This is a genomic window from Pseudomonas umsongensis (assembly GCF_002236105.1).
GTDB classification, from domain to species: domain Bacteria; phylum Pseudomonadota; class Gammaproteobacteria; order Pseudomonadales; family Pseudomonadaceae; genus Aquipseudomonas; species Aquipseudomonas umsongensis.
This window is the reverse complement of sequence record NZ_NIWU01000001.1, coordinates 603,372-625,890: the sequence shown is the minus strand read 5'-3', so window position 1 is coordinate 625,890 and position 22,519 is coordinate 603,372. Positions and strand designations below refer to the sequence as shown.

Here is a 22,519-nt window from a genome sequence, read left to right as displayed (position 1 = left end):
CCCCCCCCTCGATCGTTCCCACGCTCCGCGTGGGAATGCCGCCAGGGACGCTCCGCGTTCCGCTCCGGATGTGACGCAGAGCGTCACGGGATGCATTCTCACGCGGAGCGTCACTAGCGTCCGGTAAAAACCGAAGGGGGAGCTTGCTCCCCCTTGCTGTTGGCGGCCGTCAGTCATAATCGGATTTTTCAGACTCGATTTTGGCTCATGTTTACCAGCACCCGTTTAGCCCACCTGCTCAGTGCGATCCCGCGCCAGTTCTTTCGGCAATCCACCGAAAGGCACCAGGCTGATCGCTACGTCAAACGCTGCACGTCCTGGCAATTGCTGGTGACACTGGTTAGCGGTCATGTAACCCAAGCCTTAAGCCTGCGGTCCTTGGCGACTTTCTCCGAAACTCTAAGCCCGCATAGCTACCATCTTAAAGCGGGTCCGGTCGCCCGCTCGACCCTGTCGGATGCCTTGAACAAGCGTGACTACCGGCCATTCCAGGACCTTTGCGAGTTGCTGTTGCGCGGCATCAGCCGCCAGCAGCGCAAAGAAGTCGGTGCCATGGTTAGCCTGCTTGATTCCACGTCGATCACTTTGCGCGGACCTCACTTCGATGGCTGGACAGCCGCCACGAAAACCCGCATTACGCAGGGCTTGAAAGTACATGTCGGGCTAGATTTGGCGAAGTTGGCCCCGGTGTACGTCAACATCACTCCTGCCAACGTCAACGACCTGAGCGATGCACTGGAAATGCCGATTCAGGCCGGCATGACGTATGTCTTTGACAAGGGCTATTGCGATTACAACTGGTGGCACCAGTTGCAGACCAAAGGCGCTTTTTTCGTCACCCGCCTGAAGAAAAACGCCAATATCAAAGTGCTGCACAAGCACTCGACCGTAGCCGAGCAAAGCCCGGTCATGACCGATGAAGTCATTCTATTCGGCAAAAAGCATCTGGGCGGTAAGCGTCTGAATGACTACCGAGAAACGCCGGTAAGACGCGTGGTGGTTGAGCGCGAGGGACATGCCACGCCGTTAATCCTGGTGACCAACGACTTCGCAAGAACAGCTGAAGAAATCGCGGGCTTGTACAAAGATCGCTGGAAGATCGAGCTGTTTTTCAAGTGGATCAAGCAACATCTGAAACTCAAACGCTTCTATGCCTTCTCTGAAAACGCCGTGCGCCTGCAGATTTACAGTGCCTTGATCAGCTACTTGTTACTGCACCTTTTCCATCGTCGCTCAGGATTTACCGGTTCGTTGTTCGAGCTGACGGTTCGCATATCTCACGTCCTGCACGAACGGCCCGCTACTCCAGAACTGAGGGATCGACGAAGGCAGGAGCGAGAAAAGCTGAAGGCTGCCCAAGGCAGCCTTCAGCTATGAAACATGTTTACCGGACACTAGTGACGCGGAGCGTGGGAACGATCAAGGCAGGAGCACCGTATCAGGTGCCTAAGGTCAAGCCATTGGCAGGCAACGGCAGCGCCGTCTTGTAGCGCACCTGCTTGAGCGCAAAGCTCGAACGGATATTGGCAACGCCGGGGACTTTGGTGAGGAAATCCATCATGAAGCGTTCCAGCGACTGAATGGTCGGCACCAGCACCCGAATCAGGTAATCCGGATCGCCGGCCATCAGGTAGCACTCCATCACCTCGGGCCGATCGGAGATCGCCTCTTCGAAATGCTGCAACGCCTCCTCCACCTGCTTTTCCAGGCTGACGTGGATGAACACATTGACGTGCAGCCCCAGCAGATCGGCGTCCAGCAGGGTCACCTGCTCACGAATCAAGCCCAACTCCTCCATCGCCTTGACCCGGTTGAAGCATGGCGTCGGTGACAGGTTGACCGAGCGTGCCAGGTCGGCGTTGGTGATGCGTGCGTTCTCCTGGAGACTGTTGAGAATGCCGATATCGGTACGGTCCAGTTTGCGCATGAGACAAAAACACCTGTTTTTTATGTTTATGCAGATTTTTTATCTGGAAATGACCTTGAACGCAACGAAACACAGAAAAATATTCTTCTTGGCCGGGCCTATGATTGTTGTAGGACAAGATTTCTTCCACCGAATGAAATCTGTCAGCTCACTACAAGAAATTCACAAGATCGAGCGTAGAAGCCATGAACCAAGCGTACGAACCGCTGCGCCTGCACGTCCCCGAACCCTCGGGTCGCCCCGGCTGCAAAACCGACTTCTCCTACCTGCACCTGACCGACGCCGGCACAGTGCGCAAACCCCCTATCGACGTTGAACCGGCTGACACGGCAGACCTGGCCCGTGGCCTGATTCGTGTGCTCGACGACCAGGGCAATGCCTTGGGCCCGTGGGCCGAAGGCGTACCGGTGGACATCCTGCGCAAAGGCATGCGTGCCATGCTCAAGACGCGGATCTACGACAACCGCATGGTGGTCGCCCAGCGCCAGAAAAAAATGTCGTTCTACATGCAGAGCCTCGGCGAAGAAGCCATCGGCAGCGCCCAGGCCCTGGCCTTGAACATCGACGACATGTGCTTCCCGACCTACCGCCAGCAAAGCATCCTGATGGCCCGCGACGTACCGCTGGTGGACCTGATTTGCCAACTGCTGTCCAACGAGCGCGATCCGCTCAAGGGACGTCAGTTGCCGATCATGTACTCGGTCAAAGATGCCGGTTTCTTTACCATCTCTGGCAACCTCGCCACCCAATTCGTCCAGGCCGTAGGCTGGGCCATGGCCTCGGCGATCAAGGGCGACACCAAAATCGCCTCGGCCTGGATCGGCGACGGTGCCACCGCCGAGTCGGACTTCCACACCGCTCTCACTTTCGCTCACGTGTATCGCGCGCCGGTGATCCTCAACGTGGTCAACAACCAGTGGGCCATCTCCACCTTCCAGGCGATTGCCGGTGGTGAAGCCACCACCTTCGCCGGGCGTGGCGTCGGTTGCGGCATCGCCTCGCTGCGGGTCGACGGCAACGATTTCTACGCGGTCTACGCCGCCTCTGCCTGGGCCGCCGAACGCGCGCGCCGCAACCTCGGCCCGACCATGATCGAATGGGTCACCTACCGCGCCGGCCCGCATTCCACCTCGGACGATCCATCCAAGTACCGTCCTGCCGACGACTGGAGCCACTTCCCGTTGGGCGATCCGATCGCGCGCCTCAAGCAGCACCTGATCAAGGTTGGCCACTGGTCCGAAGAAGAACACACCGCCGTCAGCGCCGAACTGGAAGCCGAGGTGATCGCCGCGCAGAAAGAAGCCGAACAGTACGGCACCCTTGCCGGCGGCCAGATTCCAAGCGCCGCGACCATGTTCGAAGATGTCTATAAAGAGATGCCGGAGCATTTGAAGCGCCAGCGTCAAGAGCTGGGGATCTGACATGAACGATCACAACAACAATATCCAGCTGGATACCGCCATGACCACGACCACCATGACCATGATCCAGGCCCTGCGCTCGGCCATGGATGTGATGCTTGAGCGCGACGACAACGTCGTGGTGTTCGGCCAGGACGTCGGTTACTTCGGCGGCGTGTTCCGCTGCACCGAAGGCCTGCAGGCCAAGTACGGCACCTCCCGGGTGTTCGACGCGCCGATCTCCGAAAGCGGCATCGTCGGCACTGCAGTAGGCATGGGCGCCTACGGCCTGCGCCCGGTGGTGGAGATCCAGTTCGCCGACTACGTCTACCCGGCCTACGACCAGATCATTTCCGAAGCCGCGCGCCTGCGTTATCGCTCGGCTGGCGAATTCACCGCGCCGTTGACCTTGCGCATGCCTTGCGGTGGCGGTATCTACGGCGGCCAGACCCACAGCCAGAGTATCGAGGCGCTGTTCACCCAGGTGTGCGGCCTGCGCACCGTCATGCCGTCCAACCCCTACGACGCCAAGGGCCTGCTGATCGCCTCGATCGAAAACGATGATCCGGTGATCTTCCTCGAGCCCAAGCGCCTGTACAACGGTCCGTTCGACGGCCACCACGACCGTCCGGTAACCCCTTGGTCGAAACACCCCGCCGCCCAGGTTCCAGACGGCTATTACACCGTGCCGCTCGATGTCGCCGCCATTGCCCGTCCGGGCAAGGACGTCACGGTACTGACCTACGGCACCACCGTGTACGTGTCGCAAGTGGCCGCCGAGGAAAGCGGCGTGGATGCCGAGGTCATCGACCTGCGCAGCCTCTGGCCGCTGGACCTGGAAACCATCGTCAAGTCCGTGAAGAAAACCGGGCGCTGCGTGATCGTCCACGAAGCGACTCGTACTTGCGGTTTCGGTGCCGAACTGACGGCGCTGGTGCAAGAGCACTGCTTCCACCACCTGGAAGCGCCGATCGAACGCGTCACCGGTTGGGACACCCCCTACCCGCACGCGCAAGAGTGGGCGTATTTCCCAGGGCCGTCCCGTGTGGGCGCGGCGTTGAAACGGGTCATGGAGGTCTGAATGGGCACGCACGTTATCAAGATGCCGGACATTGGCGAAGGCATTGCAGAAGTTGAGTTGTCACAGTGGCACGTCAAGGTCGGCGACATGGTCGTCGAAGATCAGGTGCTGGCCGATGTCATGACCGACAAGGCAATGGTGGATATTCCGTCGCCGGTGCATGGCAAGGTGATTGCCCTTGGCGGTCAGCCAGGTGAAGTGATGGCGGTCGGCAGCGTGCTGATCAGCATCGAAGTCGAAGGCGCGGGCAACGTCAGGGAGTCTGCGCAACCGGCACCGGTAAAAGAAGCAACGGTCGCTGCGCCGAAAGTCGAAACCACGGTGGAGACCAAACCGGTCGCTGCCGCTGCACCGAAAGCCGCCGCCTGCCAGGGGCCAATGGTCGCCCGCGAAGCCGATGAGCGTCCCCTGGCCTCCCCGGCGGTGCGCAAGCATGCGCTGGACCTCGGTATCCAGTTGCGCCTGGTTCGTGGCACTGGCCCGGCGGGTCGTGTGTTGCACGAAGACCTCGAGGCCTATCTGGCCCAGGGTCAGTCGAATGCCTCAACCGTCAGCAGCGCTTACGCCCAGCGCAACGACGAAGAACAGATCCCGGTGATCGGCATGCGGCGCAAGATCGCCCAGCGCATGCAGGACGCCACGCAACGCGCGGCCCATTTCAGCTATGTCGAGGAAATCGACGTCACTGCCGTGGAAGAACTGCGTGCGCACCTCAACGAAAAACACGGTGCCAGCCGCGGCAAGTTGACCTTGCTGCCATTCCTGGTGCGCGCCCTGGTCGTCGCCCTGCGTGATTTCCCGCAGATCAACGCGCGCTACGATGACGAAACCCAGGTCATCACCCGCTTGGGCGCGGTGCATGTCGGTATCGCCACCCAAGCCGATATTGGCTTGATGGTGCCCGTGGTTCGCCATGCCGAGGCTCGCAGCCTGTGGGACAGTGCCGCTGAAATCGCCCGATTGGCCACGGCCGCCCGTAACGGCAAGGCCAGCCGCGACGAACTGTCCGGCTCGTCCATCACCCTGACCAGCCTCGGCGCGCTGGGCGGCATCGTCAGCACCCCGGTGCTGAACCTGCCGGAAGTGGCGATCGTCGGCGTGAACAAAATCGTCGAGAGGCCCATGGTGATCAAAGGCCAGATCGTGATCCGCAAGATGATGAACCTCTCCAGCTCCTTCGATCACCGGGTGGTCGACGGCATGGACGCGGCACAATTCATCCAGGCCGTCCGTGGCCTGCTCGAACAACCCGCCACCCTGTTTGTGGACTGATTTTTGCCGGAGAGCACCATGCAAACTTTGCACACTACGCTGCTGATCATCGGCGGCGGCCCTGGCGGCTATGTGACCGCGATCCGTGCTGGCCAACTGGGCATTCCGACCATCCTGGTGGAAGGCCAATCCCTGGGCGGCACTTGCCTGAACATCGGCTGCATTCCGTCCAAGGCACTGATTCACGTGGCTGAACAGTTCCACCAGACGCAACAGCACAACCAGCACTCGGCCCTGGGTATCAGCGTTTCGGCGCCGACCCTGGATATCGGCAAAAGCGTGGAATGGAAGGACGGTATCGTCGACCGCCTGACCACCGGTGTCGCCGCCCTGCTGAAAAAGAACAAGGTCCAGGTCGTTCAAGGCTGGGCCAAGGTCGTCGACGGCAAAACCGTCGACGTCGGCGACACGCGCATCCAGTGCGAGCACCTGGTGCTGGCCACTGGCTCCAAAAGCGTGAACTTGCCGATGCTGCCGATTGGCGGGCCGATCATCTCCTCCACCGAAGCGCTGGCACCGAGATCCGTGCCCAAACGCCTGGTCGTGGTGGGTGGCGGCTACATCGGCCTGGAACTGGGGATTGCCTATCGCAAGCTCGGTGCCGACGTCAGCGTGGTCGAGGCCCAGGAACGCATCCTGCCGGCCTACGACGGCGAACTGACCCAGCCCGTGCACGACGAATTGAAGAAACTTGGCGTGAAACTTTACTTGAAGCATAGCGTGCAATGCTTTGATTCATCAGAAAATACCTTACAAGTACGCGACCCGGATGGCGGCATCCTGAACCTGGAGACCGATCAGGTACTGGTGGCCGTGGGTCGCAAGCCAAACACCGAGGGCTGGAACCTCGAAGCGCTGGACCTTGCGATGAACGGCGCGTCGATCAAGATCGATCACCGCTGCCAGACCAGCATGCGCAACGTCTACGCCATCGGCGACCTCAGTGGCGAGCCGATGCTCGCCCACCGGGCCATGGCCCAGGGCGAGATGGTGGCCGAACTGATCAGCGGCAAGCACCGCGAGTTCAACCCCGCCGCTATCGCCGCCGTCTGCTTTACCGACCCGGAACTGGTGGTGGTCGGCAAGACCCCGGACGAGGCCAAGGCGGCAGGTCTTGACTGCATCGTGTCGAACTTCCCGTTCGCCGCCAATGGCCGGGCAATGACGCTGGAGTCCAAGAGCGGCTTCGTGCGCGTGGTCGCTCGTCGGGACAATCATCTGATCGTTGGCTGGCAGGCGGTGGGCGTCGGCGTCTCCGAATTGTCCACGGCATTCGCGCAAAGCCTGGAAATGGGTGCGCGGCTGGAAGACATAGGCGGCACTATTCATGCGCATCCAACGCTGGGCGAGGCGGTGCAGGAAGCGGCGTTGCGGGCGCTTGGCCACGCACTGCATCTGTGACCCCCACGCATGATCGTTCCCACGTTCTGCGTGGGAACGATCAAATCCGGGCTGCGAAATGGGTCCGGAATGAAGTATTGTTGTCCCCATCCAGAAAACGTCAGAAACATTGAACCGTTTCGGCGGTTGTTAAGTGATAGAGGGTGTCATGGGTAACGAAAGCATCAATTGGGACAAGCTGGGTTTTGACTACATCAAGACCGACAAGCGCTATCTGTCGCACTGGCGTAATGGCGAGTGGGACGCAGGCACCCTGACCGAAGACAATGTGCTGCACATCAGCGAAGGCTCCACGGCCCTTCACTATGGCCAGCAATGCTTCGAGGGCCTGAAGGCCTACCGCTGCAAGGACGGTTCGATCAACCTGTTCCGCCCGGACCAGAACGCCGCGCGCATGCAACGCAGCTGCGCGCGCCTGCTGATGCCACAGGTGTCCACCGAGCAGTTCATCGAAGCATGCAAGGATGTGGTGCGGGCCAACGAGCGTTTCATCCCGCCTTACGGCACTGGCGGCGCGCTGTACCTGCGTCCGTTCGTGATCGGCGTGGGTGACAACATCGGCGTGCGTACCGCACCCGAGTTCATCTTCTCGATTTTCTGCATCCCGGTCGGCGCCTACTTCAAGGGCGGCCTGACCCCGCACAACTTCCTGATCTCCAGCTACGACCGCGCGGCCCCGCAAGGCACGGGCGCAGCCAAGGTCGGTGGCAACTACGCCGCCAGCCTGATGCCAGGCTCCCAGGCCAAGAAGGCGCACTTCGCCGACGCCATCTACCTGGACCCGATGACCCACACCAAAATCGAAGAAGTCGGTTCGGCCAACTTCTTCGGGATCACCCACGACAACAAGTTCGTGACCCCGAACTCGCCGTCGGTGTTGCCGGGCATCACCCGCCTGTCGCTGATTGAGCTGGCTAAAACGCGCCTTGGCCTGGAAGTGATCGAAGGTGACGTGTTCATCGACAAGCTGTCGGACTTCAAGGAAGCCGGCGCTTGCGGTACCGCCGCCGTGATCACGCCAATCGGCGGCATCAGCTACAACGACCACCTGCACGTGTTCCATAGCGAAACCGAAGTCGGCCCGATCACCCAGAAGCTCTACAAAGAGCTGACCGGCGTGCAAACTGGCGACGTCGAAGCGCCAGCGGGCTGGATCGTCAAGGTTTGACCTGACGTCCACTGCAATAAAAAAGCGCCGCCCCCGAATTCGAGGGCGGCGTTTTTTTTGGCTCTTTCCCCTACAGGGATACAAACGGTCTCAACGGATCGGCGTTCGTGTTTCCATGTTCCGCACTCAATCGTCCCGCGTCAGCACTTCCAGCAATTCAATCTCGAATATCAGGTTCGAATTCGGCGGGATCTTGCCCATCGTACGCTCGCCATAGGCCAGGTGCGCCGGGACCAGCAATTTGCGCTTGCCACCGACCTGCATGCCCATCAGGCCCTGGTCCCAACCCTTGATCACTCGACCGGTGCCGATCACGCACTGGAACGGATTGCCTCGACTGTAGGAAGAGTCGAATTCGCTACCGTCCTCCAGCCAGCCGCGGTATTGGGTGGTGATCAGTGCGCCTTTGACGACGGCCTTGCCGTCACCCGGTTCAAGATCAATGATTTGCAGTTCGTCGTTCATGTTCTTAACTCATCTACAGTGCCCTGGACTTGCGGGCGCGGACGCAGGTTTTCGCAGAAACTGCTGCCAATGGCAACCGGCGGAACCGAATACCCCTGCGCCGCTCACATAAGTATCGACTTCGCGCTCAGAAAGGATGCTCTGATGACTGACCTGCGCAGTTTCATTCCGCCCTACATTCTGCACCGTATCGTCGCGCATGGATCTGAACACCAGCGTTCCAGCGCAATGAGCACACTGGCCCATGTGCGTACCCTTCGGCATACGCCTGGCCCACCGGTGCGTCCAGCTGCCGCCGCGATCCTGCCGGCAACCTCCAAACGTGGCCAGGTACAGCGCAGCGTGCATGATGCCCAGGGCAAGATGCTCCTGCCCGGCATGCCGGTGCGCCTCGAAGGCCAGGCGCCGAGCGGTGATCCGGCGGTCGATGAGGCCTACGACGCGCTGGGGGCCAGCTACGATTTCTTTTGGACAGTGTTGGGCCGCGACTCCATCGACGATAAGGGTTTCGCGCTGATCGGCAGCGTGCATTATGGCCAGGACTATGAGAACGCCTTCTGGAACGGTTCGCAGATGGTCTTCGGTGACGGCGATGGGGAAATCTTCCAACGCTTCACCCGTTCGCTGGACGTGGTCGGGCACGAGCTGACCCATGGCGTGGTCGAGAGCGAAGCGGGCCTGGTGTATGCCGACCAGTCCGGGGCGATGAATGAATCGCTGTCGGATGTGTTTGGCGTGCTGACCAAGCAATACCTGCTGGGGCACACCGCCGACCAGGCGGACTGGCTGATCGGCGCGGATTTACTGACCCCGCGGATCAAGGGCGTCGGTTTGCGCTCGATGGCCCACCCGGGCACCGCCTATGACGACCCGCTGCTGGGCAAGGACCCGCAACCGGACCACATGCGCAAATTCGTGATCACCCAGGAGGACAATGGCGGCGTGCACATCAATTCCGGCATTCCCAATCGGGCGTTTTACCTGGCCGCCAAGGCCTTGGGTGGATTCGCCTGGGAAACAGCCGGGCTCATCTGGTACGACGCACTGTGTGACAAGCGCTTGAGTCATGAGACGTCATTCAGTGCCTTTGCAAAACTCACCGTGGAGCATGCGCGTCGGCGCTTCAGCGCCAATGAAGCGCGGGTGGTGCAGCGCGGCTGGTCACAAGTAGGCGTCGAGACGACGCAGGAGGCACCATGAAAACCCTGCCGACACTGGACGACCGGGCCGTTGTGCGCCTGTCTCGCCAAGGTGGCTTTGCCGCAATCCAGGCCCTGACGCGCCCCCGGGAAATCGAATTCGCGCAATGCGATCTCGAGCAGCGTTCGCGCATCCGTGGCCTGCTCGAAGGGTGCCTGCCGCTGGCCAGCTCGGCCTCGGGCGGGGGAGATCAGCGCTTTTACCAGATCGAGCTGCGCTACCACGCAGGCGAACAGGACGACCAGATGGTGTTGAAAGTGCCGGAAAACCAGGCCCCCGCTGAGCTTGTACGGCTCTGGGACCTGGGGGAATTGCTGTAGTGCGACGGCGATGTCCGCTCGACAACTGTTTTGCGCGATAGCCTTGAACCCAGGCCAGCCTTTATCCTTGTCGACCCGCCGTACCGAGTTGATGGAGTTTTTCTAATGCCCCATGAAGGCAGTCTGTTGCAAGCCGCAGTCGTATTTCTGCTCGCCGCCGTGCTCACCGTTCCCCTGGCCAAGCGCCTGCAATTGGGCGCGGTGCTGGGTTATCTGTTTGCCGGCGTGATCATCGGCCCCTCGGGGCTGGGCCTGATCGGCAATACGGAAAGTGTCGCGCACATCTCTGAACTCGGCGTGGTGTTGCTGCTGTTCATTATCGGCCTGGAGTTGTCGCCACGGCGCTTGTGGGTGATGCGCAAGGCGGTGTTCGGCGTCGGTCTGGCGCAAGTACTGCTGACAGGTGCGCTGCTGGGTGTATTGGCGCTGTATGTCTTCGGGCAACCGCTGAACACCTCGATCGTGCTGGGCCTGGGCCTGGCCCTGTCGTCCACCGCCTTCGGCCTGCAAAGCCTGGCCGAGCGCAAGGAGCTGACCAGCCCCCACGGCCGCCTGGCGTTCGCGATCCTGCTGTTCCAGGACATCGCCGCGATCCCGCTGATCGCCATGGTGCCGCTGCTGGCAGGCAGTAGCGCAAACGTCAGCGCGGTCGACGATGTCAACCAGGGCCTGCGCGTGCTGGTCAGTATTGCCATTGTGGTGATCGGCGGACGGTACTTGCTGCGTCCGGTGTTTCGCGTGGTCGCCAAGACCGGCTTGCCGGAAGTGTCCACCGCGACCGCGTTGCTGGTGGTGATGGGCACCGCCTGGCTGATGGACCTGGCCGGTATTTCCATGGCCCTCGGTGCATTTCTTGCCGGCCTGCTGCTGGCAGACTCCGAATACCGGCACGAGCTGGAAGCACAGATCGAACCCTTCAAGGGCCTGCTGTTGGGGCTGTTCTTCATGAGTGTCGGCATGGGCGCCAACCTCGGCCTGCTGCTGCGCGAGCCTATCGTGGTGCTGGGGCTGACCCTGCTGCTGATCGCCGTCAAACTGCCGTTGCTGTTTGTCGTCGGCCGACTGGCCGGCGGTTTGAACAAGATCAGCGCCATTCGCCTGGGTATTGTACTGGCGGCTGGTGGTGAATTTGCCTTTGTGGTGTTCAAGATCGGCCGTGATCATGGTCTGTTCGATCCACGCCTGTACGACTTGCTGGTGCTGGCGATCACCCTGTCGATGGCGTTGACGCCCCTGTTGATGTTGTTGTGCGCCCGACTGGTTAGCCCGAAGGTGCAACCGGTGGTGGTTCCGGAGCAATTTCGCGCAATCGACGCCGATGAGCCCCGTGTGGTGATCGCCGGCATGGGCCGTATGGGGCAGATCGTCGCGCGTATCCTGCGGGCTCAGAACATCAAGTTCGTGGCCCTCGACACCTCGGTGGAAACCATCGAGCTGTCGCGCAGCTTCGGCGGCGTACCGGTGTATTACGGCGACCCGATGCGTCCGGAAATCCTCAGCGCGGCCAAGGTTGCGGATGCCGAGTTCTTCGTCATCGCCACCGACGACCCGGACACCAACATCAAGACCGCCGAACTGGTGCACAAGCTCTATCCGCACATCAAGATCATTGCCCGCGCCCGCAACCGCCAGCATGTGCATCGCCTGGTGGACCTGGGCGCCCACGCCGTGCGCGAAACCTTTTACTCCAGTCTGGAAATGAGCCGGCAGACATTGATCGGCCTGGGACTGACGCCCGAACAGGCCGATGCACGGATCAAGCGTTTCAAGCATCACGACGAACAGGTGCTCGAAGCCCAGCACGCGATCTACGACGACGCGGTGAAGGTCAAGCAGACGGCGCAGGAAGCGCGGGCGGAACTGGCACGGTTATTCGAATCGGACCAGTTGGAAGAGCAGGCGAAGAACGGTTGAGATGAATGTGCCGGCCTCCTGGCCGGCACCCCGCCCCTATCACACACGGACTCCAACATGGCTGGCGACACCGCTCTCAAGGAAATCTTCAACGCCGAGCGCCTGCGGCACATCGCCGCCGAGATGACGGCGGTGTATCCCGACTTCGACGCCAAGGGTTTCCTGAAACTGGCCAACCATGGCCTGGCTGAATTGTCGGTGATGCAGCGCCTGGCCCGCGTCAGCGAATGCTTGCACGCGGTATTGCCGCTGGGTTATGAAGCATCGCTGGAAGTACTGCGCGCCCTCGCCCCTCGCCTCAACAGCGGCTTTGTCAGCATGTGCCTGCCGCATTACGTGGCGACCTATGGCGCGGAGCGTTTCGAACTGTCGATGGAGGCGCTCAAGTACTTCACCGCATTCGGTTCCTCGGAGTTCGCCATCCGCCATTTCCTGCGCGACGATTTGCAACGCTCGCTGCAATTGATGCATGACTGGTCGCTGGACGCCAACGAACATGTCCGGCGCCTCGCCAGCGAAGGTTGCCGGCCGCGCCTGCCCTGGTCGTTTCGCCTGGAGCCGGTCCAGGCCGACCCGCGACTGGCCGCCGGGATCCTCGACAACCTCAAGGCCGACCCCAGCCTTTACGTGCGCAAGTCCGTGGCCAATCACCTCAATGACATCACCAAGGACCAGCCCGAGTGGGTACTGGACCTGATCGAGGGCTGGTCGCTGGACAACCCGCACACCGCATGGATCGCCAGGCATGCCCTGCGCAGCCTGATCAAACAGGGCAACCTGCGCGCCCTGGCTATCATTGGCGCGGGCGGCAAACCTGAAGTCCAGATCATCGATGTGCAGGTCAATCCGCCGGTGATCGGGCTCGGCGAAAAAATCACCCTGTCCTTTGCGGTCAAGTCCACGGTACACAACAGCCAGCGCCTGGTGATCGATTACGCCATCGACTACGTCAAGGCCAACGGCAGCACCTCGGCCAAGGTCTTCAAGCTCAAGGCCTTGACGCTACCAGGCAACGCCACACAACCGATCACCCGCGGCCAACACATCAAGGAACTGACCACCCGCCGGCATTACGCGGGCAAGCATGCGGTACATGTGTTGGTGAATGGCGAGCGGCTGGCCAGTACGGCCTTCGAAATCCTCGCCTGAAACACGGTCTCCCTCTGTAGGAGCTGCCGCAGTCTGCGATCTTTTGATCTTGAAAAATCAAAAGATCGCAGACTGCGGCAGCTCCTACAGTGGTATCCGAGGCACCGTTAAATCACGGGAGGGTTGGGGCCCAGCAACAAATCCTGCTCACTCTCGCACAACTCCACCACGTAATCCCACATCACTCGCAACCGCACCGACTTGTGCAACTCGCGACGGGTACTGATCCAGTAACTACGCAGGATGCTCTCCTGGGGGAGCAACGGCACAAGGCCAGGATCGGCACTGGCCATGTAGCACGGCAGCACGGCGATCCCAAGACCTGCGCGCGCGGCCTGTTGCTGGGCGATGACGCTGGTGCTGTGGAACACCACCTGCGGGTTGCGGCAGAAGCTGTTGAGGAACATCAATTCCTGGCTGAACAGCAAATCGTCGACGTAGCCGATCCAGGCATGGCGCCCCAGGTCTTCACGATTGCGCAGCGCCGGGGAGCGGTCGAGGTAGTCCTGGCTGGCGTAGAGCGCCAGGCGATAGTCCGCCAATTTGCGCGTGACCAGCATGTCGGCGGCCGGGCGTTCCAGGTGGATGCTGATTTCCGCCTCGCGGTTGAGGATGCTGACAAAGCGCGGCACCGCCACCAGCTCCACTTCCAGTCCGGGGTAGCGCTCGAACAGTCCGTTCATGCGGCTGGCAAGGAACATGATGCCCAGCCCTTCCGTCACCCCCACCCGGATCTTGCCCAGCGGCGCCGTGGATTGGGTGATTTCTTCCTGCGCCAGCAGCGCGACGTTCTCCATCGCCTCGGCGTGCTTGAGCAATGCTTCGCCCGCCGGGGTCAGCTCATACCCCTGGGCATGCTGCACGAACAGTGCGGTGCCCAGGTTCTTTTCAACGGCCTCGATGTGCCGCGCCACGGTGGCATGGGTGGTGTTCAAACGGCGCGCAGCAGTGAGCAAACGCCCGCTTCGCTGTAGCTCGAGAAAGAACCGCAGGTCATTCCAGTCGAACATCGTCCATCCCTTGGTCAGCGTTGTTTAAAAACGAACAGTAGCTGGGTAAAAACTAACATTCTTTTAACGAAAGCTAACAACTAGGATGGTCCCCAACAAGAACAACAAGCGAGGTCAGGGATGCACGCTTCCCTTGATGAATACGACTACATCGTGGTCGGGGCCGGGCCGGCCGGCTGTTTACTGGCCAATCGCCTGTCGACCAACCCGCAACACCGCGTGCTGCTGCTCGAAGCCGGCGGTCGCGACAATTACGCCTGGATCCACATCCCGGTGGGCTACCTGTTCTGCATCGGTAATCCGCGAACCGACTGGTGCTTCAAGACCGAGGCGCAACCGGGCTTGCAAGGTCGTACCCTGAGTTACCCACGCGGCAAGGTACTGGGCGGATGTTCGTCGATCAACGGCATGATCTACATGCGCGGCCAGGCCGGCGACTACGATGGCTGGGCGGCTGACGGCAACCCTGGCTGGCGTTGGCAAGACGTGCTGCCGTTGTTCAAGAAGAGCGAAAACCATTTTGCCGGCGAATCAACGTTTCACGGCGGCAGCGGCGACTGGCGGGTTGAACGCCAGCGCCTGTCCTGGCCGATTCTGGATGCTTTTCGCAGCGCCGCCGAACAAAGCGGCATCGCCAGCATCGACGACTTCAACCAGGGCGATAACGAAGGTTGCGGCTATTTCCAGGTCAACCAGAAGGCGGGCATCCGCTGGAATGCAGCCAAGGCCTTTCTCAAACCGATCCGCCAGCGCCCCAACCTGACGGTGCTGACCGGTGTCGAGGTCGACCGCGTAATGCTGGAAAACGCTCGTGCTTCGGCGGTCAGCGCCCGCTGGCAGGGCCAGGCCAAGACTTTCAAGGCGCGCAAGGAAATCGTCCTGTGCGCCGGTTCCGTCGGTTCACCGAGCATCCTGCAGCGTTCCGGCATCGGCCCTCGCCCACTGCTGCAGCGCCTGGGCATCGGTGTAGTCCATGAACTGTCCGGCGTTGGCGGCAACTTGCAGGACCACCTGCAACTGCGGCTGATCTACAAGCTGGAGAATGCCCGAACGCTCAATCAAATCGCCGGCAGCCTGTGGGGCAAGATGGGCATGGGCCTGCGTTATCTGTATGACCGCAGCGGTCCGTTGTCGATGGCGCCGAGTCAGTTGGGGGCCTTTGCGCGTTCAGGGCCCGAGCAAACCTCGGCCAACCTCGAGTACCACGTGCAGCCGCTGTCGCTGGAGCGCTTTGGTGAGCCGTTGCACGCCTTCCCGGCCTTCACCGCATCGGTTTGCGATCTGCGTCCGCAAAGCCGGGGCACGGTGCAGATCCGCTCTGCCGATCCACAACAAGCGCCGCTGATCCAGCCCAATTACCTGAGCCACCCGGAAGACTTGCGGGTCGCCGCCGATGCCATCCGCCTGACCCGGCGCATCGTTGCCGCGCCGGCCCTGAGGGCGTTCAAACCGGTCGAGTACCTGCCCGGCGACAGCCTGCAGAGCGAAGAACAGCTGCATGAAGCCGCCGCGCGGATCGGCACGACGATTTTCCATCCGGTCGGCACCTGCCGCATGGGCAACGACGCGGACGCGGTGGTCGATGCAGAACTGCGCGTGCACGGCATTCCCGGCCTGCGCATCGCCGATGCCTCGATCATGCCGCGCATCACCTCGGGCAACACCTGCTCGCCTACGCTGATGATCGCGGAGAAGGCTGCACAACTGATCCTCAACCCCGACACAAGGAGCCTCACCCCGGAAAAGGAACTGGCCACACACCCGTGAACCCTGCACGGACACTGTAGGAGCGAGCATGCTCGCGATGGCCGTCAACGATGACGCTGGAAACCTGACACCCCGCGGTGCTCTCAGGTGCATCGCGAGCATGCTCGCTCCTACGGGTAACGGGTACTCCCCGATTTATGGATAAACGCGGCGCCCGCCCACAAGGAAAGCGCCGACAGTGGAACAACAAAAACAATCACTGTGAGGGATACCGATATGTCAGAACACGTTCAGCCCCTGGAAGCCGTGCGTAGCGCGGGCACCAGCCAGGAAACCCAGAAAGTCATCTTCGCCTCGTCGCTCGGGACGGTTTTCGAGTGGTATGACTTTTTCCTCTACGGCGCCCTCGCGGCGGTGATCAGCAAACAGTTCTTCGCCGGGGTCAACGACACCACCGCGTTCATCTTTGCCTTGATGGCGTTCGCCGCCGGCTTCATTGTCAGGCCATTCGGCGCCCTGGTGTTCGGCCGGTTGGGCGACATGATCGGGCGCAAATACACCTTCCTCGCCACCATCGTGCTGATGGGCCTGGCAACCTTCTGCGTCGGCCTGCTGCCCAATTACGCGAGCATCGGCATCGCCGCGCCGATCATCCTCGTGGTGCTGCGCATGCTCCAGGGCCTGGCACTGGGTGGTGAATATGGCGGCGCCGCGACCTACGTGGCAGAGCACGCGCCGATGGGCAAACGTGGCTTCCACACCAGCTGGATCCAGTCCACCGCCACCCTGGGCCTGTTGCTGTCGCTGCTGGTGGTACTGGGTTGCCGCTATTTCACGGGCGATCAGTTCGAAGTTTGGGGCTGGCGCATTCCGTTTCTGTTTTCGATCATCCTGCTGGGCATCTCGACCTGGATTCGCCTGAGCCTGCACGAGTCGCCTGCGTTCGTGAAAATGAAAGAGGAAGGCAAACTCTGCAAGTCGCCGATCCGCGATTCCTTCGGCAAGTGGGAAAACCTCAAGGTGGTATTGATCGCCCTGTTCAGCATCAACGCCGGGCAAGCGGTGACCTTCTATGCTGCGCAGTTCTATGTGCTGTTCTTCCTCACCCAGTTCCTGAAAATGGACCCCGCAGTGGCCAACGGTTTGCTGATCGTCAGTGTGACCATCGGTGCACCCTTCTTCATTTTCTTTGGCTGGCTATCGGACAAGGTCGGGCGCAAACCGGTACTCATGCTGGGCCTGCTGCTCGCCACCGTGTTGTACTTCCCGATCTTCAAGACCCTGGCCCACTACGCCAACCCGGCCATCGACCAGGCCAGCCGCCAGGCGCCGATTACCGTGCTCGCGGACCCGGCCACCTGCACCTTCCAGTTCGACCCGGTAGGCAAGGCGAAATTCGACAGCCCATGCGACAAGGTCAAGACCTTCCTGGTCAAGCAAGGCCTGCCGTACCAGAGCGCAGCAGCCCCGGCCGGCAGCGATGTGCAGGTCAGCGTCGGTGACATGAAGATCGACGGTTTCGACGAAGCCGCCCTGCGTGGCGCGGTGACCCTGGCGGGTTATCCACAACAGGCCGACATGCAGCAGATCAACAAACCAATGATCGTGGCCCTGATCGTCGCGCTGATCATCATCTCCGCCATGTGCTACGGCCCGCTGGCGGCGCTGATGGTCGAACTGTTCCCCACCCGTATCCGCTACACCTCGATGTCCCTGCCCTACCACATCGGTAATGGCTGGTTCGGCGGTTTCCTGCCGACCGTGTCATTTGCCCTGGTGGTGTACACCGGCGACATCTTCTATGGGCTGTGGTATCCGGTGCTGATCACCGGGGTGAGCCTGGTGGTGGGGATGTTGTGCCTGCGAGAGACACGTAACGTCGATCTGGATAAGAACTGATTGAAAATCAAAAGATCGCAGCCTTCGGCAACTCCTACCCTGGAATGCGTTCCCCTGTAGGAGCTGCCGCAGGCTGCGATCTTTTAATGGCAATGGCGACTCACTCGTCGAGTTCAACGAGCTCAAATTTCACCTGATCTGGATAAAACGCCATGTATTCGCGTATCTGTGCAACCGAGACTTTCGGATTCTCGTAACTCCACACCGCATTAGCCCCTTCATGTCCCGGCACCTGCAAACTGAAATAGCTGGCATCGCCCTTGTACGGGCAATAGCTGGTGTGGTCGGTGCGGGCGAAATATTTCTCGTCGATGTCTTCTCGCGGGACGTAGTACACCGGAGGGTAATTGGCTTCCAATAGCACCAACGCACGTGAAGATGCAGCCACCTGGATACCGTGGAACTTCACCAACAGGCAGCCTGGCTGCTCGGCGATGGTGATGACAGGGCTGGGACCGGAGCTTTTCATGGAAAACAATCCTCATGACAGAAATTGACCTGCAGGAGCGTGGCTTGCCCGCGATGGGCCGCGCAGCGACCCCAAAACCTGAGACTACGACGTATCAGGTATAACTCAGATTCCCCGATAACGATGGCCTCACAGCTAAACGGCCTGCGCAATCAAACGCAACGTAAAAACTGTACATCCATACAGATAAAGATTGCTCTCGCGCTCCTCTCACGCCATCCTGTGCACTTGCTCACATTGATCGACGATGGTGGTTATGCGGCTTTACCTCTGTGAAAAACCTTCCCAGGCCAAAGACATTGCGGCCGTCCTCGGCGCGCGGCGACGTGGCGACGGCTGCTGGCTGGGAACGGACGTCACAGTGACCTGGTGCATCGGCCACCTTTTGGAAACCGCGCCCCCGGATGCCTATGACGCGCGCTACAAGCGCTGGGTACTGGCAGACCTGCCGATCATTCCCGACCAATGGAAGATGACCGTAAAGCCGCGCACGGCCAGCCAATACAAGGTGGTCAAGCGCCTGCTCGGCGAAGCACGCGAACTGGTCATTGCCACCGACGCCGACCGCGAGGGCGAAATGATCGCCAGGGAACTGGTGGAGCATTGCCGCTATCGCGGCCCGATCCAGCGATTGTGGCTGTCGGCGCTGGACGATGCCTCGATCCGCAAGGCCCTCGCCGCCCTCAAGCCCGGTGCGCAGACCTTCAGTCTTTACCATTCGGCGCTGGGGCGCTCCCGGGCCGACTGGCTGATCGGCATGAATATGAGTCGGCTATTCACCTTGTTGGGACGCCAGTCCGGGTACCAGGGTGTCCTGCCGGTCGGCCGGGTGCAGACGCCTACCTTGCGCCTGGTCGTGGATCGCGACCGCAGCATCGCTGCCTTCGTGCCCGTGCCCTACTGGGCTGTCGAGGTGCAGTTGCTGCACGACGGCACCGCCTTCACGGCACAATGGCGGGCCGCCTCCGAGGTGTGCGACGACCAGGATCGCTGCCTGAATCAGGCGCTGGCGCAACGAGCGGCAGCGGCCATGCTTGCCGCCGCAAGCGCCAGGGTCATCAAGCTGCGCACCGAACGGATGCGCGAAGTGGCGCCGCTGCCATTCGACCTCGGCACCTTGCAGGAAGTCTGCTCGAAAAAGCTCGGGCTCGGTGCCCAGGAAACCCTCGACATCGCCCAGGCGCTCTACGAAACCCACAAGGTCATCACCTACCCGCGTAGCGACTGCGGCTACTTGCCACTCAGCCAGCACAGCGAAGCACCGGGCATCCTGGCGGCGCTACGCCAGGCCGACCCGGCACTGAATGCCTTGCACGATTATTTGGAACCCCAGCGTCGTTCACGGGCCTGGAACGATGCCAAGGTCAGCGCGCACCACGGCATCATTCCCACCGCCGCGGCAAAAAACCTCGAACGCCTGGCAGGCAAGCAACGCGCGGTCTACACCTTGATCCGCGCCCGTTACCTGGCGCAGTTCCTGCCCAACCACGAGTTCGACCGCACCCAGGCCGACTTCGATTGCGCTGGCGAGGCCTTGCGTGCAGTCGGCAAGCAAATCGTCGAACCTGGCTGGAAACGCGCCTTGCCCGAAGCCCTTGCACCCGCCAAGGGCCGCGAAGCACCCGCGCCGCAAACCCTGCCCAACCTCAGGGAAGGCATTGATTGCGCGGTGGCTGACGTGCAACTCAAGGACCTCTGGACACAACCGCCCAAACCCTTCACCGAAGGCGACCTGATCAAGGCCATGAAGAACGTCGCCAAACTGGTGGAAGATCCATTGCTCAAGCAAAAACTCAAGGACACCACCGGCATCGGCACCGAAGCGACTCGAGCCTCGATCATCCAGGGGCTGCTCGACCGTGGTTACCTGATCAAGAACGGCAAGGCGCTTGCCGCGACCCCGGCCGCTTTCAGCCTGATCGATGCGGTACCGCGGGCCATTGCCGACCCGGGCACCACCGCCATCTGGGAACAGGCCCTGGACATGGTGCAGAGCGGGGAAATGAGCCTGGACGAGTTCGTCACCAAACAGGCTGCCTGGATGAGCAAGCAAGTCAGTCGCTGCGCCGGCCTGAGCCTCACCATCAGCGGCCCCGCCAGCCCTGCCGGGCGCGGTGCAACGCCTTGGAAAAACAAACGCAAGCCGGCCAAGCGCAAGCCTGCAGGCACCAGCAAACGTGGGACAAAAACGGCCCTGTAGGAACCGTCTCGCGGGCGATGGTGGTTCGTCATGCGCGGTTTTCATATCTGCGCCGCTTTTGCATTTCTGTGCGACAGATCCCACTTCAGGGGCTCCCCACCTCTCCCTCGCAGTGTTAGCTTGCGGATGTTTCTGATCTAACGATCAGATATTTCCTACAAGACACCTGCAAAGGAATGCCCCCAGCAATGGACTTTTCACTCAAGCACCTGGCCGCAGCTACCCTGGTGGTCGCCAGCCTGTCCTCGTTCACCAACGCTGCACAGGCCAACATCACCCCGCAACAGAATGCGATCATCCTCAAGACGTTCAGCGATACCTCGGTAAAGGATTTCCGCCAGTTCCTGAAAAGCCTGGCCAAGCGCGATATCGCCAAGACTGACGATCTTGGCACGGCCATCAGTGCCTTCCTCGATAACAAGACACTGTCCCCTGAGCAGCAAAACCAGATCTATCGCCTGCTTGGCCTCTACACACGGGTGAAATACGGCAGCGCGGCTACGCAAACCCTGCGTGAACTGGTAGCCATCCCGACCGTGCGCGTGGACGGCGTTGCCCAACACGACAATCCCGAGTTCATCAAGATCGCCGAGAAGATCAAGGGCCTGGCCCAGGGGTTCAACCTGAGCTTTCGCAACATCGACAACCGCGTTTATGAAATTTCCCTGGAAGGCGCTGGTGATGAAGTCGTCGGCATTCACGCCCATGCCGACGTGGTGCCGGTGACGCCAGAGAATTGGGTGCTGCAGGATGGCACCCGTCTCGATCCATTCAAGGTCACCCTGGTGGGCGATCGCATGTATGGCCGGGGTACGGAAGATGACAAGAACGGCATCGTGGTCACGCTCTACGCCATGAAGGTCATCAAGGAAGAGAAGCTGCCGCTGGCCAGGAACTTCAAGCTGCTGGTAGACACCACCGAAGAAACCACGGGCGACGCCATCCCCTATTATTTCGAACGCAACCCGACGCCCAACTACAACCTGGCGCTGGATGGCGGCTACCCGGTGGTGATTGCCGAGAAAGGCTACGGCACGGTCATGGCCAGCTTCGCCAAGCGCAAGGCTCAAGGCAAGGGCGCTGAAATCACTGCGATGACAGGCGGCCTGGCGACCAACCAGATTCCGTCGACCTCGGTCGCCACCCTGGTGGCGGACAATCCCGCAGAACTGGCGGCCAGCCTGCAGAAGGCCGGTACAGAGTACGCCATGCGCAATGGTGGCAACTTCGACGTCGCCGCCAAGGTGGTCGGCAATGACGTCATGCTGACCGTCACTGGTGTGTCCGCCCACTCCTCCGAACCCGAGTCCGGCATCAACCCGGTGGCGAGGATGCTGGACTTCATCAACAGCCTCGACGGCAAGGTCGCGCTCAAGCACAACCACATCACCGACGCCGCCCGCTACGCCGCCGACAACTGGGGGCTGGATTACCTGGGGGGTAAATTGGCAGTGGGTTTCGCCGATGAGTTCATGGGCCCGCTCACCACCTCCCTGACTTATGTCGGGATGGATGACAAAACCTTCAAGCTTGCAGTCAACCTGCGAGTACCGAAGGGCAAATCCCCGCAAGTACTGAAATCCGAAATCGCCACGAAACTGGATGCCTGGAGCAAGAACAGCAACATTATACCGGCCTTCGACTTCTCCATCGCCGAGCCGATGTACCGCAATCCCGAGGGTGAATGGGTCAAGGCCCTGCTCGCCGTGGCCAGCGAAAACCTCGGCATGGAGCACAAGTTCGGCACCTCCGCCGGCGCCACCTCGGTGCACGAACTGCCCAACGGCGTGCAATTCGGCCTGGCCATGCCGGACGTCAAATACACCGGTCACAACGACAACGAGTTCAAGACCACCGAGCAGTTCCTGCTTGACCTGCAAATCGTGACCGAGATGATGAGCCGCATCGGGCAGTTGCCGAAGCTTTGATTCACCTGG

General features: G+C 61.0%; 18 protein-coding genes. 14 read left to right on the top strand and 4 right to left on the bottom strand.

The features are described from left to right. The first annotated feature begins 207 nt into the window (after nucleotides 1–207). Nucleotides 208–1,377 carry an IS4 family transposase gene (locus tag PSUM_RS02920; RefSeq protein ID WP_083348390.1) on the top strand — a complete coding sequence of 390 codons (1,170 nt, stop codon included), beginning with the start codon at nucleotides 208–210 and terminating at the stop codon, nucleotides 1,375–1,377. A 61-nt stretch (nucleotides 1,378–1,438) separates the two neighbouring features. Here PSUM_RS02920 and bkdR read toward each other — a convergent pair whose 3' ends face one another. Beyond that, entirely contained in the window at nucleotides 1,439–1,927 is a 489-nt protein-coding gene (gene bkdR / locus PSUM_RS02915; protein ID WP_008059350.1) for a Bkd operon transcriptional regulator BkdR, read from the bottom strand. Nucleotides 1,928–2,112: 185 nt separating this feature from the next. Between bkdR and PSUM_RS02910 the strand changes: the two genes are divergently transcribed. The 5 genes from PSUM_RS02910 (at nucleotide 2,113) to PSUM_RS02890 (ending at nucleotide 8,249) form a co-directional block, all read left to right on the top strand. Beyond that, complete coding sequence (locus PSUM_RS02910; protein ID WP_083348943.1) at nucleotides 2,113–3,348, top strand: 3-methyl-2-oxobutanoate dehydrogenase (2-methylpropanoyl-transferring) subunit alpha; 1,236 nt, start codon at nucleotides 2,113–2,115, stop codon at nucleotides 3,346–3,348. Between the two features lies 1 nt (nucleotide 3,349). Beyond that, on the top strand, nucleotides 3,350–4,408 hold the full coding sequence (locus PSUM_RS02905; RefSeq protein ID WP_020798523.1) for an alpha-ketoacid dehydrogenase subunit beta: 1,059 nt from the start codon (nucleotides 3,350–3,352) through the stop codon (nucleotides 4,406–4,408). Beyond that, complete coding sequence (locus PSUM_RS02900; protein ID WP_083348942.1) at nucleotides 4,409–5,680, top strand: dihydrolipoamide acetyltransferase family protein; 1,272 nt, start codon at nucleotides 4,409–4,411, stop codon at nucleotides 5,678–5,680. It abuts the gene before it with no gap. A gap of 18 nt (nucleotides 5,681–5,698) precedes the next feature. Then, entirely contained in the window at nucleotides 5,699–7,081 is a 1,383-nt protein-coding gene (lpdA, locus tag PSUM_RS02895) for a dihydrolipoyl dehydrogenase (protein ID WP_083348941.1), read from the top strand. A 148-nt stretch (nucleotides 7,082–7,229) separates the two neighbouring features. Next, the gene (locus PSUM_RS02890) at nucleotides 7,230–8,249 is read left to right on the top strand and encodes a branched-chain amino acid aminotransferase (protein WP_020798526.1); all 1,020 of its coding nucleotides are present in this window, start codon (nucleotides 7,230–7,232) and stop codon (nucleotides 8,247–8,249) included. A 126-nt stretch (nucleotides 8,250–8,375) separates the two neighbouring features. Here PSUM_RS02890 and PSUM_RS02885 read toward each other — a convergent pair whose 3' ends face one another. Then, on the bottom strand, nucleotides 8,376–8,714 hold the full coding sequence (locus PSUM_RS02885; protein ID WP_083348940.1) for an FKBP-type peptidyl-prolyl cis-trans isomerase: 339 nt from the start codon (nucleotides 8,712–8,714) through the stop codon (nucleotides 8,376–8,378). Between the two features lie 144 nt (nucleotides 8,715–8,858). Between PSUM_RS02885 and PSUM_RS02880 the strand changes: the two genes are divergently transcribed. The 4 genes from PSUM_RS02880 (at nucleotide 8,859) to PSUM_RS02865 (ending at nucleotide 13,297) form a co-directional block, all read left to right on the top strand. Beyond that, complete coding sequence (locus PSUM_RS02880; RefSeq protein ID WP_083348939.1) at nucleotides 8,859–9,914, top strand: M4 family metallopeptidase; 1,056 nt, start codon at nucleotides 8,859–8,861, stop codon at nucleotides 9,912–9,914. After that, nucleotides 9,911–10,234: a protealysin inhibitor emfourin gene (locus tag PSUM_RS02875; RefSeq protein WP_020798529.1), complete on the top strand. Its 324-nt coding sequence runs from the start codon at nucleotides 9,911–9,913 to the stop codon at nucleotides 10,232–10,234. The genes PSUM_RS02880 and PSUM_RS02875 overlap by 4 nt, the downstream gene beginning before the upstream one ends. A gap of 105 nt (nucleotides 10,235–10,339) precedes the next feature. Continuing rightward, on the top strand, nucleotides 10,340–12,148 hold the full coding sequence (locus PSUM_RS02870; RefSeq protein ID WP_020798530.1) for a monovalent cation:proton antiporter-2 (CPA2) family protein: 1,809 nt from the start codon (nucleotides 10,340–10,342) through the stop codon (nucleotides 12,146–12,148). A 57-nt stretch (nucleotides 12,149–12,205) separates the two neighbouring features. Continuing rightward, entirely contained in the window at nucleotides 12,206–13,297 is a 1,092-nt protein-coding gene (locus tag PSUM_RS02865; RefSeq protein WP_020798531.1) for a DNA alkylation repair protein, read from the top strand. 107 nt (nucleotides 13,298–13,404) lie between these two features. Here PSUM_RS02865 and PSUM_RS02860 read toward each other — a convergent pair whose 3' ends face one another. Then, on the bottom strand, nucleotides 13,405–14,307 hold the full coding sequence (locus PSUM_RS02860; protein WP_083348938.1) for a LysR family transcriptional regulator: 903 nt from the start codon (nucleotides 14,305–14,307) through the stop codon (nucleotides 13,405–13,407). A gap of 120 nt (nucleotides 14,308–14,427) precedes the next feature. On the opposite strand from PSUM_RS02860, the gene PSUM_RS02855 reads away from it, so the two are divergent. Together PSUM_RS02855 and PSUM_RS02850 are read left to right on the top strand one after the other, a co-directional pair. Then, nucleotides 14,428–16,074 (top strand): GMC family oxidoreductase, encoded by a 1,647-nt coding sequence (locus PSUM_RS02855; RefSeq protein WP_083348937.1) that lies wholly within the window; start codon nucleotides 14,428–14,430, stop codon nucleotides 16,072–16,074. A gap of 216 nt (nucleotides 16,075–16,290) precedes the next feature. Continuing rightward, the gene (locus tag PSUM_RS02850) at nucleotides 16,291–17,913 is read left to right on the top strand and encodes an MFS transporter (protein WP_020798534.1); all 1,623 of its coding nucleotides are present in this window, start codon (nucleotides 16,291–16,293) and stop codon (nucleotides 17,911–17,913) included. A gap of 100 nt (nucleotides 17,914–18,013) precedes the next feature. Here PSUM_RS02850 and PSUM_RS02845 read toward each other — a convergent pair whose 3' ends face one another. Continuing rightward, on the bottom strand, nucleotides 18,014–18,382 hold the full coding sequence (locus tag PSUM_RS02845) for a DUF427 domain-containing protein (RefSeq protein WP_020798535.1): 369 nt from the start codon (nucleotides 18,380–18,382) through the stop codon (nucleotides 18,014–18,016). A gap of 256 nt (nucleotides 18,383–18,638) precedes the next feature. Here PSUM_RS02845 and PSUM_RS02840 point away from each other — a divergent pair, with 256 nt between their 5' ends. Both PSUM_RS02840 and PSUM_RS02835 read left to right on the top strand, forming a co-directional pair. Further along, a complete protein-coding gene (locus tag PSUM_RS02840; protein ID WP_083350152.1) occupies nucleotides 18,639–20,582 on the top strand; it encodes a DNA topoisomerase III in 1,944 nt (647 codons plus the stop codon). A 188-nt stretch (nucleotides 20,583–20,770) separates the two neighbouring features. Continuing rightward, nucleotides 20,771–22,510 carry a dipeptidase gene (locus tag PSUM_RS02835; protein ID WP_083348936.1) on the top strand — a complete coding sequence of 580 codons (1,740 nt, stop codon included), beginning with the start codon at nucleotides 20,771–20,773 and terminating at the stop codon, nucleotides 22,508–22,510. The last annotated feature ends 9 nt before the right edge of the window (nucleotides 22,511–22,519 follow it).

Excerpts from the sequence above, each read along its gene's own strand:
- PSUM_RS02880 (WP_083348939.1), top strand. The coding sequence starts at position 8,859 with ATGACTGACCTGCGCAGTTTCATTCCGCCCTACATTCTGCACCGTATC.
- PSUM_RS02905 (WP_020798523.1), top strand. The coding sequence starts at position 3,350 with ATGAACGATCACAACAACAATATCCAGCTGGATACCGCCATGACCACG.
- PSUM_RS02845 (WP_020798535.1), bottom strand. The coding sequence starts at position 18,382 with ATGAAAAGCTCCGGTCCCAGCCCTGTCATCACCATCGCCGAGCAGCCA.
- PSUM_RS02890 (WP_020798526.1), top strand. The coding sequence starts at position 7,230 with ATGGGTAACGAAAGCATCAATTGGGACAAGCTGGGTTTTGACTACATC.
- lpdA (WP_083348941.1), top strand. The coding sequence starts at position 5,699 with ATGCAAACTTTGCACACTACGCTGCTGATCATCGGCGGCGGCCCTGGC.
- bkdR (WP_008059350.1), bottom strand. The coding sequence starts at position 1,927 with ATGCGCAAACTGGACCGTACCGATATCGGCATTCTCAACAGTCTCCAG.
- PSUM_RS02840 (WP_083350152.1), top strand. The coding sequence starts at position 18,639 with ATGCGGCTTTACCTCTGTGAAAAACCTTCCCAGGCCAAAGACATTGCG.
- PSUM_RS02850 (WP_020798534.1), top strand. The coding sequence starts at position 16,291 with ATGTCAGAACACGTTCAGCCCCTGGAAGCCGTGCGTAGCGCGGGCACC.
- PSUM_RS02865 (WP_020798531.1), top strand. The coding sequence starts at position 12,206 with ATGGCTGGCGACACCGCTCTCAAGGAAATCTTCAACGCCGAGCGCCTG.
- PSUM_RS02855 (WP_083348937.1), top strand. The coding sequence starts at position 14,428 with ATGCACGCTTCCCTTGATGAATACGACTACATCGTGGTCGGGGCCGGG.
- PSUM_RS02835 (WP_083348936.1), top strand. The coding sequence starts at position 20,771 with ATGGACTTTTCACTCAAGCACCTGGCCGCAGCTACCCTGGTGGTCGCC.
- PSUM_RS02885 (WP_083348940.1), bottom strand. The coding sequence starts at position 8,714 with ATGAACGACGAACTGCAAATCATTGATCTTGAACCGGGTGACGGCAAG.
- PSUM_RS02910 (WP_083348943.1), top strand. The coding sequence starts at position 2,113 with ATGAACCAAGCGTACGAACCGCTGCGCCTGCACGTCCCCGAACCCTCG.
- PSUM_RS02860 (WP_083348938.1), bottom strand. The coding sequence starts at position 14,307 with ATGTTCGACTGGAATGACCTGCGGTTCTTTCTCGAGCTACAGCGAAGC.
- PSUM_RS02870 (WP_020798530.1), top strand. The coding sequence starts at position 10,340 with ATGCCCCATGAAGGCAGTCTGTTGCAAGCCGCAGTCGTATTTCTGCTC.
- PSUM_RS02875 (WP_020798529.1), top strand. The coding sequence starts at position 9,911 with ATGAAAACCCTGCCGACACTGGACGACCGGGCCGTTGTGCGCCTGTCT.
- PSUM_RS02900 (WP_083348942.1), top strand. The coding sequence starts at position 4,409 with ATGGGCACGCACGTTATCAAGATGCCGGACATTGGCGAAGGCATTGCA.
- PSUM_RS02920 (WP_083348390.1), top strand. The coding sequence starts at position 208 with ATGTTTACCAGCACCCGTTTAGCCCACCTGCTCAGTGCGATCCCGCGC.